This is a genomic window from Thermoactinomyces daqus, from assembly GCF_000763315.1.
Classification (GTDB): Bacteria; Bacillota; Bacilli; order Thermoactinomycetales; family Thermoactinomycetaceae; genus Thermoactinomyces_A; species Thermoactinomyces_A daqus.
Genome location: NZ_JPST01000021.1, coordinates 62,482 through 79,557, shown reverse-complemented (window position 1 = coordinate 79,557; position 17,076 = coordinate 62,482). Strand labels below are relative to the sequence as shown.

The following is a 17,076-nucleotide window of genomic DNA, read 5'->3' as shown; positions in this document are numbered from 1 at the left end:
GTATATTGATCTCAAATAAATGATAATGATTATCATTATCAATTGGAGGGATCATCTTGAATCAGAGTCTGGTCCTGCGCAATGACCACTATCTCGCCAATCAGGAGCGGCGGGAATCAAATGCCCGCTCCTATCCCCGGCGGATTCCGATCGCCATCAAAGAAGCCAATGGCATTTTTGTCAAAGATGTGGAAGGAAAAGTTTATTATGACTGCTTGTCAGGTGCCGGAACCCTGGCATTGGGGCATAATCACCCCGTTGTCATCGAAGCGATCAGGCAAGTGCTCGACAGCCGGCTCCCTTTACATACACTCGATTTGACCACTCCAGTGAAAGACGAGTTCATCGAAGAGTTGTTTGCCAGCCTGCCGAAATCATTCGCTTCGCGCGCAAAAGTCCAGTTTTGCAGCCCATCCGGTGCGGATGCGGTGGAAGCGGCGATCAAGCTGGTTAAAACGGCAACCGGACGGCGAACCCTCTTCTCTTTTCACGGTGCCTTTCACGGCATGACGCACGGTGCGCTCAGTCTGACCGGCAATCTCGCACCAAAACAACCGATCGCCAATCTGATGCCCGATGTCCATTTTCTCCCCTATCCCTATGCCTACCGCTGTCCGTTTAACCTCGGCGGGACACTCGGTGAACAGACGGGCATCCATTACATCAAACGCGTGCTGAACGATCCGGAAAGCGGAATCGCCCCTCCCGCGGGCATGATTATGGAAATCGTGCAGGGCGAAGGCGGCGTCATTCCCGCGCCGGACAATTGGGTGCAAAGCGTTCGCTCAATCACCCGGGAGCACAAAGTTCCGCTTATCGTCGATGAAGTCCAAACCGGATTTGGCCGCACCGGCAAATTATTCGCCTTTGAACATGCCGGCATTATTCCGGATGTGCTCGTTTTGTCCAAATCGATCGGCGGTTCCCTGCCCCTGGCCGTTGTGGTCTACGATCAATCTCTGGATCAATGGTCTCCCGGTGCTCATACGGGAACATTCCGGGGTAACCAAATGGCCATGGCAGCCGGCATCGCCACCATCCGCTTTATCCGCGACAACCGCCTGGAGGTGAATGCCGCACAAATGGGAGAACGGCTGATGTCCCGCCTGAAGTCGATTCAAAACGAGTCGACCTGCATCGGGGATGTGCGCGGCAGAGGCTTGTTGATCGGAGTGGAAATTGTCAACACGCAGCGCGAACCCGATTCTCTGGGAAGCTACCCGGCCTATCCCGAACTGGCCCGGCAAATTCAGCGGGAATCCTTCAACAGAGGATTAATCCTGGAGTTGGGCGGCAGACATGGCAGCGTTGTCCGCTTTTTGCCGCCATTGATCATTACCGGGGAACAAGTGGAGCATATCTCCGCCGTTTTTGCCGAAGCCGTGCAAGCGGCCGAGAAGAAAATGGCCGATTGAACAGGAGGAAAAAACAGAGGATGCACGAGAAAGCAAAAACAGATACAGAGCGGTTGTTTCTCAATGGGTCTCGGCAATCGGCGCGGGAATACCGGTTGGCGATCTCCAATGCGGAAAAGATCCTGTTGGAACAGTTTGCCAATGCACGGCAACCCTTCAGCGGGCGCTCAGTCCAAGAGCTTTCCAACCGGATCGGTGACCTGGAGCCCTGCCCGGAACATGGCCGTGATTTGCTTGAAGTTTTGGAGGAAACAGGAGAGGTCATTCTGAAAAATTTGCTCGCGGTCCATCATCCGGCTTGTGCCGCCCATCTTCACTGTCCGCCGCTGATCCCTTCCCTTGCGGCGGAGGCGATCATCAGTGCCGCCAATCAATCGATGGATTCATGGGATCAAAGCGGTGCTGCCACCTTGCTGGAAGAAAAGCTGGTCAAATGGCTGTGCCGGCTGTTCGGCTACACCGGCCAGGCGGACGGAGTTTTTACCAGCGGTGGCACCCAGTCCAATTTGCTGGGTCTGCTGTTGGCAAGGGACTGGTACATCAAGGAGCAGTTCGGCCGGAATGTGCAAAAGGACGGACTGCCCCCGGAAGCGGAGCGGATGCGCATCCTGTGCGCCAAAACGGCCCACTTTACAGTGCAAAAATCAGCTGCCCTGCTGGGATTGGGGGAAAAAGCGGTTGTCAGCATCGAAACGGATGAACACCAGCGCCTGTGCCTCGACGATCTGGACCAAAAACTGGCCAGACTCCGTTTCGTGGGATTGCTCCCGTTTGCCGTGGTCGCTACGGCCGGCTCCACTGATTTCGGCGCAATTGATCCGTTGCCCGCTTTAGCCGACAGAGCAAAGCAATACGGCCTCTGGTTGCATGTCGATGCCGCTTACGGCGGAACAGTGATGCTGAGTGATCAACATCGAAGCAAGCTGGACGGGATTGAACACGCCGACTCCATGTCCGTCGATTTTCACAAACTCTTTTACCAGCCAATCAGTTGCGGGGCCTTTCTTACGAAAAACGGCCGCCATTTTGAACTGATCAAGTCAAATGCCGATTACTTGAATCCGGAGGAAGATGAAGATCAGGGCATCCCGAATCTCGTGGGCAAATCGCTTTCGACGACCAGGCGGTTTGATGCACTCAAACTGTTTATTTCGATGCAGACCATCGGCCGTGCCGCCTTTGCCAGAATGATTAACCATACGATCGAATTGGCGCAGCAAACAGCAAACCTGATCGCCCAAGATCCGAAGCTGGAATGCATCAATCGGGAGCCGGCCCTGAACGCCGTTGTTTTTCGCTACATCGGAAATGAAGCGGAGCAGAGCAGGCAAAACAAACTCAATCGCGAAATTCGCCGTTCCCTGTTATGGGAGGGAAAAGCCGTGATCGCGCAAACGAAGGTGGACGGCATGCACTGTTTAAAGCTGACTTTGCTCAATCCGCGCACCACCCTCGACGATGTCAAGTTCATTTTGGAGGAAGTCAAACGAACCGGCTCGCTGCTGGAACTGAGGAAAGGAGAACGATCGCCATGCCCGACAAAACTGCAGAACAAGCCAGTATCGAAGCATTTTTAAACTGTTATCTGAGGGAGACGGGAAGATATGAGCTGGTAAAAAAGGAGCAAAGCCCCTATCGCTCGCTTTTCGCCGAGTGCCCGTCTGATCAATTGATCATCTGTCCCCTCCCGCATCATGGGTTTAACATCATCGCTCCCGTAAAATATTGGTCGTTGACCGGCCGCCATCTTTTCCACTTCCCGCTCTATTACACAACCGCAAACGGTGCTTCCCACCAACTGGATCTGGTGACGCTGGCAGCACTGGTAACCAAAGAACTGGCCATTTTCCGGAATGCAACCGGCGGTCAGAGTGAGCTTGTTTACCGTGCCTTGCAAAGCTCTGACAACATCAAATCGTTCATCGCTTCCCGCCAGGCGGACGCGCATGAGCTGTATGAACCGCAATTTTCCTTTTTGGATGCAGAGCAGTCATTGATCTTCGGCCATTTGCTGCATCCGACACCGAAAAGCCGGCAGGGCCTCTCCGAACTTGACCAGGCACTCTATTCTCCGGAACAAAAAGGGAAGTTTCCCCTTCATTATTTCCGTGCCCACCGTTCGATCGTCAAAGAGGATTCCGCCCTGCCCCAAACGGCGACACAATTGATCAAGGAAGAGCTGCAAAACGACCCGGAGCTGGACGAAACCTTTAAAAACACCTGCTTGCAAGAGGACGATTACGCGATCTTGCCGCTTCATCCTTTTCAGGCAGAGCATTTGCTCCGCCGCCCGGAGGTGCAAAAATTGCTCCGGCAAGGCCTGATTGAAGATTTGGGAGTCATGGGAAGAGCTTATTCCCCCACCTCGTCACTTCGCACTCTCTATCATCCGCAGGCCCGCTTTATGCTGAAATGCTCACTCCATATCAAAATCACCAACTCCCTGCGGCTGAACCAGCGGAAGGAGCTGGAACGCGGAGTGGAGGTCTCACGCATCTTGCAGAGCAGGATCGGCAAAGAACTGGCGGAACAATTCCCCCGGTTCCAAATAATCCAGGACCCGGCTTATATCACCCTCGCGATCCCGGGCAGCAAAGAGTCCGGTTTTGAAGTATGCCTTCGCGAAAATCCGTTTACCGCCGGTGCGGATGAGAATGTCACGCTGATCGCCGGACTGGTCCAGGATCCAATCAAGGGTGGGAAAACAAGGCTTTTCAACATCATCTCAGAACTGGCCGAAAAAGAAAAACGAACCAATCGGGAAGTCAGCCTCGACTGGTTCCGCCGCTACTTAAATCTTTCACTGCGGCCGTTGATGTGGCTCTATCTCCGTTACGGCATCGCTTTGGAAGCACACCAGCAAAACAGCCTCATCCGGCTTTATCAAGGATATCCGCATCAATTTTTCTACCGGGACAATCAGGGTTACTACTACTGTGAATCCACCTATCCTGCACTCAAGCGGATTTTGCCCGGAATCAGCAAAAAAAGCGAGACGGTGTGCGCCGATGCCGTCGCCGATGAGAGATTTTGTTACTACTTTTTCATCAATCATTTATTCGGGCTGATCAACGTCTTCGGAGCATCCAGTCTGATCGGAGAACAGGAATTGTTAAACGAACTGAAGCATGAATTAAGCCGTTTTCTGCCGTGGAACCGCCGGCCTTCCACCTTGCTTGACAATTTGTTGCACAATGAAAAACTCTCCTGCAAGGCAAATCTGCTCACCCGTTTTTATGAAATGGACGAATTGGCGGGGCCGCTGGAAAGCCAATCAGTTTACGTACAAATCGCTAATCCGCTGTCGAAGGTGGTGGAAAAACGTCATGAGTCTTCAGCCGGAATTTGAACAATATGATTCCTCAATCAACAAAACCATCTCATTTCGCAAGGTCTCTTTTGAACATGACCTGAACATGCTCTTTGTCTGGATGCATCAACCGCATGTGATTCCCTTTTGGAACCTGAATATTCCGTTCACAAAATACAAGGAACATTTGCACAAGTCTTTGCGCGATCCGCACCAAACGCTCAGAATCGGTTATTTGGACGGTGTTCCCATGAGTTACTGGGAAACATACTGGGCCAAAGATGATATTGTCGGCAAACACTATGATGTGCATCCCTGGGATCAGGGAGTGCACCTGCTGATCGGTCCGCCTTCCTTTTTGGGCAAAGGATATGCCTTGCCATTATTAAGAACGATCATATCCCGATTATTCCAATGCGAAAAAACAGAAAAAGTGATAGCCGAACCGGATTTCCGGAATGAAAAGATGATCCACATTTTTCAAAAATGCGGATTTGAAAGGCAAAAAGAGATCGATCTCCCGGATAAACGCGCCTTGCTCATGTATTGTTACCGGGAATCGTTTTTCAGGAGGTGGGAGGATGCCGCGCGTTCATGAACATCCGTTGTTCGATCTGATCGGTGTTGGAATCGGCCCTTTTAACCTGGGGCTGGCGGCCATGATAACCAAAGTGCCCGAAGTGAAGGCCGTCTTTTTTGAGCGAAAGCCTTCCTTCAACTGGCATCCCGGGTTGTTGATCGAAGGAACCACCCTGCAAGTTCCCTTTATGGCCGATTTGGTGACCATGGCTGATCCGACAAGCCCATACAGCTTTCTAAACTACCTGAAAGAGCAGAATCGCTTGTACCAGTTTTACTTTTTGGAGCGGTTCCACATTCCGCGCCGTGAATACAATCACTATTGCCGATGGGTGGCCAGGCAGCTGCCTTCCTGTCGCTTCGGCTCTGAAGTTACCTCGATCGAATGGGTCAAGGCGGAGCCGCATGATCACTTTTGTGTCAAAGTGACGGAAAGCACCAGTCAGCAGTCGGAATACCGGGCGAAAAATCTGGTTTTGGGAGTGGGCAGCGTTCCCCATATCCCGCCTGACCTGCATAATCTGCCCGGGGACGATGTTTTTCATTCCGGCGAATTTTTGAACCGGCTTGATCGTTGCCGACAGGCCTCGTCCATCACGGTGATCGGGTCGGGCCAGAGTGCCGCGGAGATTTTTTACACCCTTTTACAGGAACAGAAAGACCATGGATACCGGCTGGATTGGCTTACCCGGTCGGACGGCTTTTTTCCCATGGAATACTCCAAGCTGGGATTGGAGCATTTTTCGCCCGATTACACGGAATATTTTTATTCGCTGCCGCAGGCGAAACGGGACAGCCGCCTTCGTAAGCAGGATTTGCTGTATAAAGGCATCAGTGCCAAGACGATTGCCGATCTCTATGATTTGCTCTACGAACGGACTGTCGCCGGAGAATCGCCTCCGGTTCGCCTACTCGCCCAAACGGAAGTGCAGGAAATCACGCCTGTGTCCGGCGGGGGAAAACGCAGATATCAGTTAAGCTGCCTGCACCGGGAACAGGATCAACGGTTTCAGCACGAAAGCGAAGTGGTGATCCTGGCAACGGGCTACACCCGCCAAATCCCCGGATGCCTCTCCGCTCTCCATCCCCTGCTTTGCTGGGATGATCAGGGAAGATATGTGGTAAAAGCGGATTATCGATTGGAGCTGACGGAAAAAACGGATTGTGCCATTTTTGTGCAAAACGGCGAACTGCACACCCACGGAGTCGGCGCTCCGGATCTCGGGCTGGGAGCTCATCGCAATTCCGTGATCATCAATACTTTGACGGGACAAACCGTTTATCCCGTTTTCCGCAAAAACGTGTTCCAACAGTTCGGGCTCCGGTCTCCTGAGCCGGATGCTCCCGTCCTCTCTGACAGAAAAGATTCATCTCTTTTCAGCACGACCCGGGGATGAAGGCTTTGGCAAACTCATGAGGATTGTGAAAGCACCGCCCCTGACAAGAACAAACTTTCACTGGCCAAATTCGGAAGGAGTGTCTCGCATGAAAGATCAAACCACAATCGTACCCTCGGTATTCAATCCGAAATCCTGGGAAATCGTCTCACGCAATCTGCTGACCAAGATGATCTCCGAATTTATGTATGAAGAAATCATTTCGCCGGAATCGATTGAGCAGGCGGGAGAGTTCGGCACCTACCGCCTCTCCCTGAAAAACGGGGTGACCTACACCTTTTCCGCAAAAGAACGCCCCTTTGGCAGTTACCGTGTCGATTCCGGCAGCATCATGCGGCATGAAGCGGATGCAATCCATCCGGCAGTGAGTCCGATTCAGTTTCTGCTCGACATACAGGATACGGTCGGCATGTCGCCTGAGACCACCGGACATCTGATTCGCGAATACAATCACACCTTGATGGCAGACGCTCATCTCCTCCATAAAAAACAAGATCAAAAAGCCGACGTGACCACACTCGATTACGCGGAATTGGAAGGAGAAATGGAAGGCCATCCCTGGATTACCTATAACAAAGGACGCATCGGGTTCGGCTATGATGATTACCTTGCCTATGCACCTGAACAAAAGCGGCCCGTCCGGCTTTCCTGGATCGCCGTCCACCGTCAAAAGGCGGAATTTCACGCCGTATCCGGCCTGAGCCATGAGGATTTGCTGAAACAAGAGCTCGGTGAACAATTTGCCCGGTTTCAACGGCAGCTGGCAGAGCAGGGAACCGATCCCCAGGAATACTTCTTCATGCCGGTTCACGACTGGCAGTGGAATCATTATATCGTCCCGTTATTCGGTGAAGAGTTGGCCAACCGCTCGATCATCTTTCTCGGAGAAGGAGAAGACCGGTATCTGCCCCAACAGTCGATCCGCACCTTTGTCAATATCAGCCATAAGCGGCGGCATCATCTCAAATTGCCGATGAGCATTCTGAATACGCTCGTCTACCGTGGTCTTCCGGGAGAACGAACCGTTCTCGCCCCCAAGATCACGGAATACATCAAAGGAATCTGGGAGAAAGACCGGTTTTTAAAAGAGGAATGCCGGATGATCCTGCCCGGGGAAATTGCCAGCTTAAACTATGATCATCCCTATTTTTCCAAACTGACCGGAGCTCCTTATCAATACCTGGAATTACTGGGCGCGATTTGGCGCGAAAGCATCTATTCGTATGTAGAGGAAGATGAAAAACCGGTCACGCTCGCTTCGCTCCTTTATGTGGACGGGAAAGGCAATCCCTACGTTTCCTCCCTCGTGAAGCAGTCGGGATTAACCCTGGAGGAGTGGTTGAATCGCTTATTCTCTGTCCTCCTTCCTCCCCTGCTCCATTATTTGTATCGTTATGGGGTTGTCTTCTCCCCTCACGGGCAAAATACGATTCTCGTGCTGAAAGATTCCGCTCCCCGTCGCCTGGCCGTGAAAGATTTTGTCGATGATGTCAATGTCAGCCGCCATCCGCTCCCGGAATTGTCGGATCTGCCGGCAGACCTTAAAGAGGTATTGCGCAGCGAGCCGCCGGAAGGGCTCTGCCAATTTATTTTCACCGGTTTGTTTATCTGCCATTTCCGCTATCTGTCCGATCTGCTCGAAATCCATCATCAGTTCCCGGAAGCAAAATTCTGGGGCATGGTCCGGGACACGATCATCCGCTACCAGAACCGTTTTCCGGACTGGAAAGAGCGGTATGAGCTGTTTGATCTGCTCAAACCCAAGTTCACCAAACTCTGCCTCAATCGCAACCGCATGCTTGATTACGGATATTCGGACGGCGATGACAGGCCGCATGCTTCCGAATACGGCCAGGTCAGCAACGCTCTGGCCATGGAATATTCCTGCGACTGACCAGAAAAAACCGCTTTTCCGCGATTCCCGGGAAAGCGGTTTTTTTAATGGTTCAAGTCATCGGATCTTCCCCGGACCCGGAACTCAACGATTTAACCGACTTGATGTTGATCCGCATCATGCAGGAAATGGCAACGGCAAAATCGGGCATACTATCGTTGATTTTGCATGATTTACAAAACCATCACAGATACTGTCAGGTTTAATCCCCCCTTTTACCGTTTCATCCACATCATCCCCGTCAGGAGGTGTTGGCTTGTTCATCCTGTTGTTTAGCGCTGTCATTCCCGCCGTCTTGTTGATGATCTGGATCTATAAGTGGGATCAACTCCATCCGGAGCCGAAACGTCATGTGTTGCGCTTATTTGTAATGGGAGCCCTTGTGCCGCTGCCTGCCGCTTTGATCGAACGGCATCTGCTGATCACCAAAGCGTTAAGCCCCAATCCGCAAAGCCTGGTTGGCATTTTGCTGACGGCGTTCTTCGTGGCGGGTGCGGTGGAAGAACTATTAAAAGCGCTTTTTTTCTATAAAGGAATCTACCGCCATCGTGAATTTGACGAACCGATTGACGGCGTTGTTTATGCTGTGGCCGTCTCGCTCGGGTTTGCCATGGTGGAAAATATACTGTACGTGTCCAGTTACGGCCTGGCCACTGCTTTTTTGCGCTCAGTTACAGCCATTCCCGGGCATATGTTTTTTGGCATCATCATGGGCTATTATTTCTCCCGGGCCAAAATGGGACGGAGCCGGCTCTCCGCTGCCTTTGCCATTCCCGCTTTTTTTCACGGCGTTTACGACAGTTTCGCCATGAGCGACGGGTTCCGGGCGAATGTCGCGCTTCTGGTCTATTTATTGATCCTGCTGTTTTTCAGTTTAAACATCATCTCCCGGCTGAAGCGAATGGTGATCAACTAACCCGGCAATTCAGCATCTCGGTCCCTGTCCAATACAACCCGGATCCAACACAAAAGCTCCTCGCAAATGAGGAGCTTTCGAGGAGCTTTTGTATCGCAATTTCCAATTTTCAATCTACAGGATAACGGCCAAGCCGGCAAACAAGTGCAAAAGTGCTACGATCATCCTGATGACCTCCCGTTCTATGAGTTAATTCTGAATTTTCCAGTTCCAACTTACAGAATAACAAGCAATCCAGCAACCAAGTGCAAAAATGCTACAATCACTCATGCCACCTCCCGTTCTATATACTGGTATTCAACCCAAATTCGGTAAATTCCTGTTCGTTAACATATTTGTCAATATTTTTTCTTTTTGACAATTTACACTGTTTTCTTCTGAAATTACACGGTTTGCTCTGGAACCCAAAAATTTTTTGCCGGCATTTTTGCAAAAACGTTGGAGAAGAAAATGCCGAAAAACAAGAAAGTTTTTCGTGTCTAGTCGCCGTCCACAAATATCAGAAACACACTCTTCTGAATAAATGATTTTTAATTTTGCATAATTATTGTTATAATTAAATTATTACAAATTATATATCGCATAGAATTTCAGGAGGTAAGAAATGAAAAGAAAAAGATTCTCTCCTGGACTTGTGATGCTGATGTTGACCCTCATCCTTTTTCCGCTGAATGGTTTCGCTTACAGCTATACAGGTTCCGAACAGTGTAACTACTATGTGGAATGGCGCTGGGGGGGAACACTCCTGAACGGCGAGGCGGTCTTCCAAAATGCATTTCAACAAGCTTTGACGGACTGGAACAACAGTCAAAATGCCCGTCGCTATGTCAATGGCGGTTCCGATGCTTCGGGCGCATTGGACACATACAGCGAAAAAGACGGGAAGTACGGAAACTCGATTTGGTATACTAACTTGCTCGGCTGTGTCACTTCCTGGGTATCCAAGATTAACCGATATTATTCGCTCACGCATGAATTTACTCCTGCCCGCAGCACGGCAAACCATGAACTGGGGCACATCCTGGGACTGGCCCATACCAATAATCCCGCCATCATGAACACCAGCCGGAATCGCTATTCCATGTACACCCCGCAAACGGACGATATCAACGGGGTGAATAATCTCTATTAGCTGAAACATAATCCGCAGTAAAAACGTCCGAAGATTAAAGATTATTTTGATCAATCACGGAGGACTTGAAATGAAAAAAAGGATCATTTTGGCGGTTGTTGTGATGATCAGTCTTCTTTCACTTTCCGGCTGTTCGAATTTACCGGCAACAGGGGTTCCCACCATTCACATCGGTGCTGACGACCTGATCGTCGCCAAAGATCTGAAAGATATGACAGAGAAGGCCCCATTCATTGTAGTTGGTCATTATATAAAATACGTAACATCCGTGAATGCGGCGAGGGACGTGCAAAACCCTGCCGAACCGGCCAAAGATGTCTACGATGAAGCCAAGGTATACGAATTCAAAGTGGATCAGGTCTTAAAAGGGACGATCACGAACGAGTCCATCCTGATTCATAAAGTTTACAGCCAGGAGATAAAGGAACTGAAGGATGAGAATGGCCAGCCATTGGATATCCATGTCCCCAATTCCACTTTTCTCAAGCCGGAAACGGGTATAAAATACATTCTTTTTCTGGACAAATACCCCTATATGGAAAACACCTACTCCGGCTCATTTGCCAACTATGAAATCAAGTTCAACGATCAGGATCAAGCTGTGTTGAAACAGCCGGAAGCGTTCAGTCCCCAGATGGTGAAAGCAAACGGAAAAGAGATTAACATCCAGATGGAAGGGGAAACGAACTTCCCCGATGATGTCAGCGGCAAAAGCTTTAAGGAATTGACGGACACGATCAGGGAAAATGCCCGGTCATCATCAACCTCTTGATCGGCGTCATTCCCGTCATGATCCCCGCCATGCACAAATCAGGAATATACCCCGGGGCGGATGCCGGAAACCATCAGGTTTAATCATCGCCACACGACACCTTAAGAAAAAGGGTTGAGCAAAGCTGTTGATTAGTGAAGAACGAATGTAAATCTGCCGACACAGTAACTGCTCAGGCATTATTTTCGCCCCTGGTTATGAAGCACCGCTGTTCCCCGGGATCATTAAAACTGCCCCCGACAAAAGGGCAGCTTTTTTCTTTATAGTCAAATCATCTATCACCTTTGGAGAAACAAACCATCGACCATTTGAAGGATTTTATTCTGCTATCTATTCTCAAATCGGAGAACTACTTAAGTCGCCTCACAGTTTCCGGCCAATCTATTCCACTCGACGAATGAACATCCGATAAGCCACCCACATCCACAAACCATGGATCACGAATCCCATCCCGTGCGCAACAAAAAAATGCTGTCCCGCAGGCAATCCCGATAAAAAAGCTGCAGAGGCCCAGTAAGTGGGGAGCCACCACGCAGCCCATTGCCACTGCGGCGGGAGAAAACACACGGCGACGGGCCCAAAAAAGGAAAGCCCCATCAACTTGGAAATGGCCAACCCCTCCACTTTGTTTTGCGCCCAGGCGCCCAGGAACAATGTGGCGAGCGGCGCTTCCAATGACAACATCAAGAGGGAGGGAAGCAAACGTGCGGAATCGAATTGGACAAGGTTTGCGAGCAGAATGAATGCCCCCGTGAAGAAAAAACCAAGTAAAACGGGTAAAACCAATCGATACACCAGATATCCCCTCTTCGTCATTGGAGTGACCGCCAACACCAACAACATGCCCTCATCGCGGTCATCCAGCAACAGGAAACCGGCCAGCATTCCGATCGTCATCGGAGTGACGAGTGCGAGAAAACTCATAATGAAATCCAAATGGGGCCGGATGGAGAAATGGAATACGTGCTGAACACCCCATTCCATCCAAGGAAGGACGACCCAAACGAAGATCAAGAGAAAAAGAGGGGAGGCGAACGACATCAGCAAAACCCAATCATGTCGCAACCGCCGCACATCCCCGAGAATAAGATACAGCCATCGGGTCATGCCCGCACCCCTCCCCATTCTTTTGTGAATGCTTGAAATAGCGAGCGTTTCGCCCCATAGAATGAAACTGCACACCACGCGATGAGCAGAAGAAAATCACGCAGCGGAAAAGAAACGAAAGGCTTGGACAGGGCCCATTCCAGGAGGCTGAAAGCGGCGCTTCCCGGCCAGATATCGGCCCACAACCCGCCCGCCAATCCCCAATATCCCAGCAGAGAGCGATCGGGAGCAAAAAAACTTGTGAACCTACAAGAAAAGCGTTGATTGTCTGTACATGCACAACCAGTATCATGCCCCAGCAGGTGAAACAGATGGAACTGAAGAAAATGCCAATGACCATGAGAAGGCTTTTTCCGCTGAAGCCGTGAACCCCCATCGCAATGGTCATACTGGACAAGCTGGAGAGAAACGCCAGTGAAACCAATTTCGCGCTTAAATATTCTGACAAGCGGAGCGGCGTCACCCACAACGGCTGCAAAATCTTTTGCACTTTTTCCAACAGCACAATTCCTCCGACGAAATAAAACCCCAAAAAAGAAGGATCGCTATACAAAATAGTGATGGTCAAATCTTCTTGGTATTTTTCCGGAACGAAGCGCAGGAAAAGGATATACAGCGTGCTGATGATGGCATAAACGGCATAGAAACCATGGCGCCACTGGAAGCGAACGTCTTGGATCAAGGCCTTTGACCACCTCATGCCAACTTCCTCCCCGTGACGGCGATAAAAATTCGTTCAAGCGTAGTTTCTTGGGTGTGGATGGTCTCCAAACCGTCATGGGACAGCAGGCGGAGAAAGGCGTCATTTTGGGCAAGACCCGACAGCGGAAACTCCCGCGCCAGCAATCGATCCCCGTCTCGGTATTCGACGCGCACCATTTTGCGCCCGTACTTCAGTTTCATCACCCGCGGCGCATCAATTAACGCGATCTTCCCGTCCACAATTAAGGCTACTCGGTCGCACAGTTCTTCAGCGATGGCCATATGGTGGGTGGTGAGGAGAATGGTTTTCCCCTCTGCTTTCTTCTCCAATATCAACTTTTTTACCGCTTCCGTGCTGACCGGATCCAAGCCGGATGTCGGCTCATCCAGGAATACCAATTCCGGATCATGCAGAAAAGCGCGGCAGACATTGAGCCGTGTTTTCATCCCTTTGGAAAAGCTGGATACGCGTTGATGGACAGCGTCCGATAAGCCCACTTGTTTCAGCAAATCCACCGGGGAAAGCGTTTTATTTCGATAGAGGGAAGAAAAAAAACGCAAGTTTTCGAGTGCGGTGAATTTGTGGTAGAAATAGGGCGTCTCAAACGCCACTCCGATCTTTTCAAGGTATTCCGCACCCGTTTCGCGCAGCTCTTGCCCTTCCACTTTTACACTGCCAGCATAATCTTTCAGAATGCCGATCATCACCTTTTGCAAAGTGCTTTTGCCCACCCCGGAAGGGCCGAGGAAGCCGAAGATTTCCCCGCGGGAAACGGTGAACGACACATCGCGGAGTGCCGTTTTTTCCGTGCCTGGGTAGCGGTAAGTGAGCCCCTTTACTTCAATCACGATGCGCCTCCCCTTTCTCTGCACCGGTGGTCAGATATAAGGCGATGCTTTCCGCCAGTTTTTCCATCGTCTCGGAAAATACGTCCTTCCCGATTTCCCGCTGGTGGATGGGAAGAAGGAAAAACGCGCGAATCATCCCCGCGATCAATTCCGGCTTTTCCGGGCGGATGATTCCTTCCCGTGCCCACGCATCCACCAGCGGCGTCAAATCGTACAGATCCCGTTTGTTGTGATTTTCCAACAATTCAAGGGGGAATTTTGGCATATATTCCTTTTCCATGTAGAGCCGGCGAACAATCTTGTTTTCATAAACTAGTTTCAATCCTTCCAAAAGCAGGTTTTTCACTCGTTCAAAACCACTTGACTCCTCTTTCAACGCTGTTTCCAAGAGCCTGGTTTTGATCTTCTCCTCTTCTCGCTCAAGGATGGCGAAGTATAATGCCTCTTTGGAAGGGAAGAAAAGATAAAAAGCCCCCTGTGAAATCCCCACCGCCCGGGCGATTTCCCGGATACCCGTTTTTTTCAGGCCATAGGTCCCGAAGAGCTCACACCCCACTTCGAACAGTTTTTGTCTGATTTGTTCTTTTTCCGCTTCACTGAATCCGCGCATGGTCATTCCTCTCTTATGGTTTATCCCCTTTTTATGAACATATGAACAAAATTATTATTTGTTCATGATTTAACTGCATTATATCGCTTGGTGACCAGGAAGGCAAGGAGATTAAATTAAAAAGGCTGCCGGATCATTGGACAGGATTGAGAGAGCGATGCATGACGGAAAGGGGATCAGGATCGCTTCACTTGTCACAAATTGGACCGTAAACTACAGAAACACCGGTTACACTTGTCCAGAAAAGGTCCGGTTATTTTTTCTAAATATTAAAGAAGGATCACAAACCTCCCTGATGTTACTGCTTTATTGCGCTTGGACTCACATCACTCATCCTTGAAACAACCAGGATTTTTTAATAGAAATGAATAAAGAAAAGCAGGAGAACTTGATTGTTTGATTAACAAATGTGAAAAGGAGTCTTATATCGAAGCCTAAATTTCCTCATTCACTTATGCCAAATTGTTGACAAAACAAAAGGGGCTGTTTGAAAAAAGGGTTTTCCTCCTTGCAAAAAGCGATTTCGAAATTTGTAAATAAGTTATGGGAGGATCTAAAAAATGACACACATGAACAGCGATCCACCTGAAAAAGAGGATCTGACGAATTTAAAAGCGATTCTGGTCTTCCTCCTGGCGCTCGGGGTCGGAGCCGGTTTATACGCCTGGCCGAAGCTCACTTACGCCCCGAAAAACCACATTTGGATTTACGAACCCGATGTGATTCCGATAATATTCATCGGCTTGACCATTGTACTTACATTTATCGGCTCCCTGCTGAAGGCGCGTAAATTTTGTATCGGTTGCCTTGTCTTCATCCTGTTGCTTGTGTTTTACTACCACTCTACATTTGCCGATGGTCCGTATCTGAAGGAGGATCGAATCGTATTGGACGGAAAAGCCTATCGATGGAATGACATCAAGTATGCCGTTCTGGACACATCCCTGGACAAGGGACATCCCCATGTCTATTTTGATCTTCACTTTCATGACGGGGAAATGTGCACAGTGGGCATGAGAAGTGTATTAGCCACGGATGTAAACGGACTGAACCGGGTTTATCATCAACTGCTGAAATACAGGATCCCGATTCAAAAAGAACCTTTGGATGAAGACAAGATTAAACATATCAAGTTTGATTTGTCGGACAGGGAAGAAAAGATCATCTTCTCCATGTATCAATGAAGAAGGGGGACAAAAAAAGAGGAAGCCTTGAACTCCCTCTTTCTTCCAAACTTATTTGCTGTTTTTCTCCGACACCAAAGCTGCGATTTTATCAAAGGTTTTGGATTCATTGGAGCTGGACACCATCTGAATCCCCATCTCCTGAATTCGTTTGTATGCTTCATCCAGCTTCGCCTGCAATGTGGCGATCGTTTCGTTGGCCATTTGCAATTGATTTTTGAGGTTGTCCCGTTCCTTTTCCAGAATCCGTTTGTCCGCTTCCACTTCTTTTTTGAACGCCGCTTCGCGAATGGCCAAGACTTTCTTCATTTCCGCATCTGCCTTTTCCTTGGCCTCTTTTTTCACTTGGGCGATTTTGTCTGGGATGGAGGCTACTTCAGCTTCCAGCTCCTCCATTTTTTCTTCCCGTTTTTGAATTTTTTCTTCGCGCTCGTCGAGCGATTTCTTATATGTATCCAACTCTTTTTTCCTTTTTTCCAATTCCGCTTCAAACGTTTTCCGCTTGCTGGCCAATTCGTCTTCCAGTTGGTCGTGCGCTTGTTTTTTATGTCTGGCGAACTCGTATTTAAACTCTTCTTCTTCCCTTTTTTTCAATTGCGCCAGTTTCTCTTTTTGTTCCTTGAGGAGCGATTCATGCTCTTTGCGAGCTGTTTCGATTTGTTTGAGGATCTCGGCCAGTTCGTAGGAAGCTTTTTCTTTCTCTTCTGCCAACTCTTTTTCTTGCGACAACTTCAGTTCCTGATGGGCGTTGACCAGTGCAGCCAGGGTATGGGCCTGTTTTTCAATCCCGTACAGTTCCTTCAATTCAGCTTCTTTCATGGAAATGGCTTCTTTTACCGTTTTCAGGTTTTGCGTCTGCTCGAGAATGTCCTCGCTGATTTTACTCAGCAATCGGGTGACCGATTTGGACAAGTCCATAATTTTGACGTCGATGTTCTCTTCCATGAGATTGTCCGCTTTTTTGATGGTTTCTGCCGTTTTTTTCGCCTGAGTTTCACTTACAGGGTCCAGTTTCCCTTTTTCCAGTTCAGCGATTCTTTTTTCCGCTTCCCGAAGTGCTGCCAAAATGGTTGCCTTGGTGCTTCTCTCTGTTATTTTGGCCATCTTCGCTCTCCTTTTTGTGAATTCTTGTTGTCAAAATTATGATACCATACGAACAGACGTTTGTAAATCTTTTTGTCTTAAAAAAATGCCTTCCCAAGCGATCAC

At 49.4% G+C, this 17,076-nt stretch carries 16 protein-coding genes; 11 read left to right on the top strand and 5 right to left on the bottom strand.

Annotated features, from left to right (window positions below):
- Positions 1 to 56: 56 nt before the first annotated feature.
- The 10 genes from JG50_RS0110325 (at position 57) to JG50_RS0110285 (ending at position 11,415) form a co-directional block, all read left to right on the top strand.
- Positions 57 to 1,415, top strand: a complete 1,359-nt coding sequence (locus JG50_RS0110325) for an aspartate aminotransferase family protein (protein ID WP_200880753.1) — start codon at positions 57 to 59, stop codon at positions 1,413 to 1,415.
- 20 nt (positions 1,416 to 1,435) lie between these two features.
- The gene (locus tag JG50_RS0110320; RefSeq protein ID WP_052154194.1) at positions 1,436 to 2,992 is read left to right on the top strand and encodes a pyridoxal phosphate-dependent decarboxylase family protein; all 1,557 of its coding nucleotides are present in this window, start codon (positions 1,436 to 1,438) and stop codon (positions 2,990 to 2,992) included.
- Entirely contained in the window at positions 2,947 to 4,764 is a 1,818-nt protein-coding gene (locus tag JG50_RS0110315) for an IucA/IucC family protein (RefSeq protein ID WP_033101032.1), read from the top strand. Before JG50_RS0110320 ends, JG50_RS0110315 begins: the two co-directional genes overlap by 46 nt.
- The gene (locus JG50_RS0110310) at positions 4,742 to 5,323 is read left to right on the top strand and encodes a GNAT family N-acetyltransferase (RefSeq protein ID WP_052154193.1); all 582 of its coding nucleotides are present in this window, start codon (positions 4,742 to 4,744) and stop codon (positions 5,321 to 5,323) included. The genes JG50_RS0110315 and JG50_RS0110310 overlap by 23 nt, the downstream gene beginning before the upstream one ends.
- Complete coding sequence (locus JG50_RS0110305) at positions 5,307 to 6,701, top strand: lysine N(6)-hydroxylase/L-ornithine N(5)-oxygenase family protein (protein ID WP_052154192.1); 1,395 nt, start codon at positions 5,307 to 5,309, stop codon at positions 6,699 to 6,701. Before JG50_RS0110310 ends, JG50_RS0110305 begins: the two co-directional genes overlap by 17 nt.
- Positions 6,702 to 6,789: 88 nt before the next feature.
- A complete protein-coding gene (locus JG50_RS0110300; RefSeq protein ID WP_033101031.1) occupies positions 6,790 to 8,595 on the top strand; it encodes an IucA/IucC family protein in 1,806 nt (601 codons plus the stop codon).
- A 47-nt stretch (positions 8,596 to 8,642) separates the two neighbouring features.
- Positions 8,643 to 8,801, top strand: a complete 159-nt coding sequence (locus JG50_RS20090; protein WP_160173850.1) for a hypothetical protein — start codon at positions 8,643 to 8,645, stop codon at positions 8,799 to 8,801.
- A gap of 50 nt (positions 8,802 to 8,851) precedes the next feature.
- Positions 8,852 to 9,511, top strand: a complete 660-nt coding sequence (locus JG50_RS0110295; RefSeq protein WP_033101030.1) for a PrsW family glutamic-type intramembrane protease — start codon at positions 8,852 to 8,854, stop codon at positions 9,509 to 9,511.
- Between the two features lie 604 nt (positions 9,512 to 10,115).
- The gene (locus JG50_RS18815) at positions 10,116 to 10,643 is read left to right on the top strand and encodes a matrixin family metalloprotease (RefSeq protein ID WP_052154191.1); all 528 of its coding nucleotides are present in this window, start codon (positions 10,116 to 10,118) and stop codon (positions 10,641 to 10,643) included.
- 70 nt (positions 10,644 to 10,713) lie between these two features.
- Positions 10,714 to 11,415, top strand: a complete 702-nt coding sequence (locus JG50_RS0110285; protein ID WP_033101029.1) for a hypothetical protein — start codon at positions 10,714 to 10,716, stop codon at positions 11,413 to 11,415.
- Between the two features lie 381 nt (positions 11,416 to 11,796).
- Here JG50_RS0110285 and JG50_RS0110280 read toward each other — a convergent pair whose 3' ends face one another.
- Genes JG50_RS0110280 through JG50_RS0110265 form a run of 4 tightly spaced genes read right to left on the bottom strand, consistent with a single transcriptional unit; the run spans position 11,797 to position 14,683 of the window.
- The gene (locus JG50_RS0110280; RefSeq protein ID WP_033101028.1) at positions 11,797 to 12,522 is read right to left on the bottom strand and encodes a hypothetical protein; all 726 of its coding nucleotides are present in this window, start codon (positions 12,520 to 12,522) and stop codon (positions 11,797 to 11,799) included.
- Entirely contained in the window at positions 12,470 to 13,222 is a 753-nt protein-coding gene (locus tag JG50_RS0110275; RefSeq protein ID WP_052154190.1) for a fluoroquinolone export ABC transporter permease subunit, read from the bottom strand. Before JG50_RS0110275 ends, JG50_RS0110280 begins: the two co-directional genes overlap by 53 nt.
- A complete protein-coding gene (locus tag JG50_RS0110270) occupies positions 13,219 to 14,073 on the bottom strand; it encodes an ABC transporter ATP-binding protein (RefSeq protein WP_033101027.1) in 855 nt (284 codons plus the stop codon). The genes JG50_RS0110275 and JG50_RS0110270 overlap by 4 nt, the downstream gene beginning before the upstream one ends.
- A complete protein-coding gene (locus tag JG50_RS0110265) occupies positions 14,066 to 14,683 on the bottom strand; it encodes a TetR/AcrR family transcriptional regulator (RefSeq protein ID WP_033101026.1) in 618 nt (205 codons plus the stop codon). The genes JG50_RS0110270 and JG50_RS0110265 overlap by 8 nt, the downstream gene beginning before the upstream one ends.
- Before the next feature lie 560 nt (positions 14,684 to 15,243).
- Between JG50_RS0110265 and JG50_RS0110260 the strand changes: the two genes are divergently transcribed.
- Positions 15,244 to 15,867: a hypothetical protein gene (locus JG50_RS0110260; RefSeq protein WP_033101025.1), complete on the top strand. Its 624-nt coding sequence runs from the start codon at positions 15,244 to 15,246 to the stop codon at positions 15,865 to 15,867.
- Positions 15,868 to 15,918: 51 nt separating this feature from the next.
- Here the strand turns inward: JG50_RS0110260 and JG50_RS0110255 are convergent, their stop codons facing one another.
- Positions 15,919 to 16,971, bottom strand: a complete 1,053-nt coding sequence (locus JG50_RS0110255) for a coiled-coil domain-containing protein (protein ID WP_033101024.1) — start codon at positions 16,969 to 16,971, stop codon at positions 15,919 to 15,921.
- Positions 16,972 to 17,076: the final 105 nt, after the last annotated feature.

Excerpts from the sequence above, each read along its gene's own strand:
- JG50_RS0110320 (WP_052154194.1), top strand. The coding sequence starts at position 1,436 with ATGCACGAGAAAGCAAAAACAGATACAGAGCGGTTGTTTCTCAATGGG.
- JG50_RS20090 (WP_160173850.1), top strand. The coding sequence starts at position 8,643 with ATGGTTCAAGTCATCGGATCTTCCCCGGACCCGGAACTCAACGATTTA.
- JG50_RS0110315 (WP_033101032.1), top strand. The coding sequence starts at position 2,947 with ATGCCCGACAAAACTGCAGAACAAGCCAGTATCGAAGCATTTTTAAAC.
- JG50_RS0110310 (WP_052154193.1), top strand. The coding sequence starts at position 4,742 with ATGAGTCTTCAGCCGGAATTTGAACAATATGATTCCTCAATCAACAAA.
- JG50_RS18815 (WP_052154191.1), top strand. The coding sequence starts at position 10,116 with ATGAAAAGAAAAAGATTCTCTCCTGGACTTGTGATGCTGATGTTGACC.
- JG50_RS0110280 (WP_033101028.1), bottom strand. The coding sequence starts at position 12,522 with ATGACCCGATGGCTGTATCTTATTCTCGGGGATGTGCGGCGGTTGCGA.
- JG50_RS0110305 (WP_052154192.1), top strand. The coding sequence starts at position 5,307 with ATGCCGCGCGTTCATGAACATCCGTTGTTCGATCTGATCGGTGTTGGA.
- JG50_RS0110275 (WP_052154190.1), bottom strand. The coding sequence starts at position 13,222 with ATGAGGTGGTCAAAGGCCTTGATCCAAGACGTTCGCTTCCAGTGGCGC.
- JG50_RS0110255 (WP_033101024.1), bottom strand. The coding sequence starts at position 16,971 with ATGGCCAAAATAACAGAGAGAAGCACCAAGGCAACCATTTTGGCAGCA.
- JG50_RS0110260 (WP_033101025.1), top strand. The coding sequence starts at position 15,244 with ATGACACACATGAACAGCGATCCACCTGAAAAAGAGGATCTGACGAAT.
- JG50_RS0110300 (WP_033101031.1), top strand. The coding sequence starts at position 6,790 with ATGAAAGATCAAACCACAATCGTACCCTCGGTATTCAATCCGAAATCC.
- JG50_RS0110285 (WP_033101029.1), top strand. The coding sequence starts at position 10,714 with ATGAAAAAAAGGATCATTTTGGCGGTTGTTGTGATGATCAGTCTTCTT.
- JG50_RS0110265 (WP_033101026.1), bottom strand. The coding sequence starts at position 14,683 with ATGCGCGGATTCAGTGAAGCGGAAAAAGAACAAATCAGACAAAAACTG.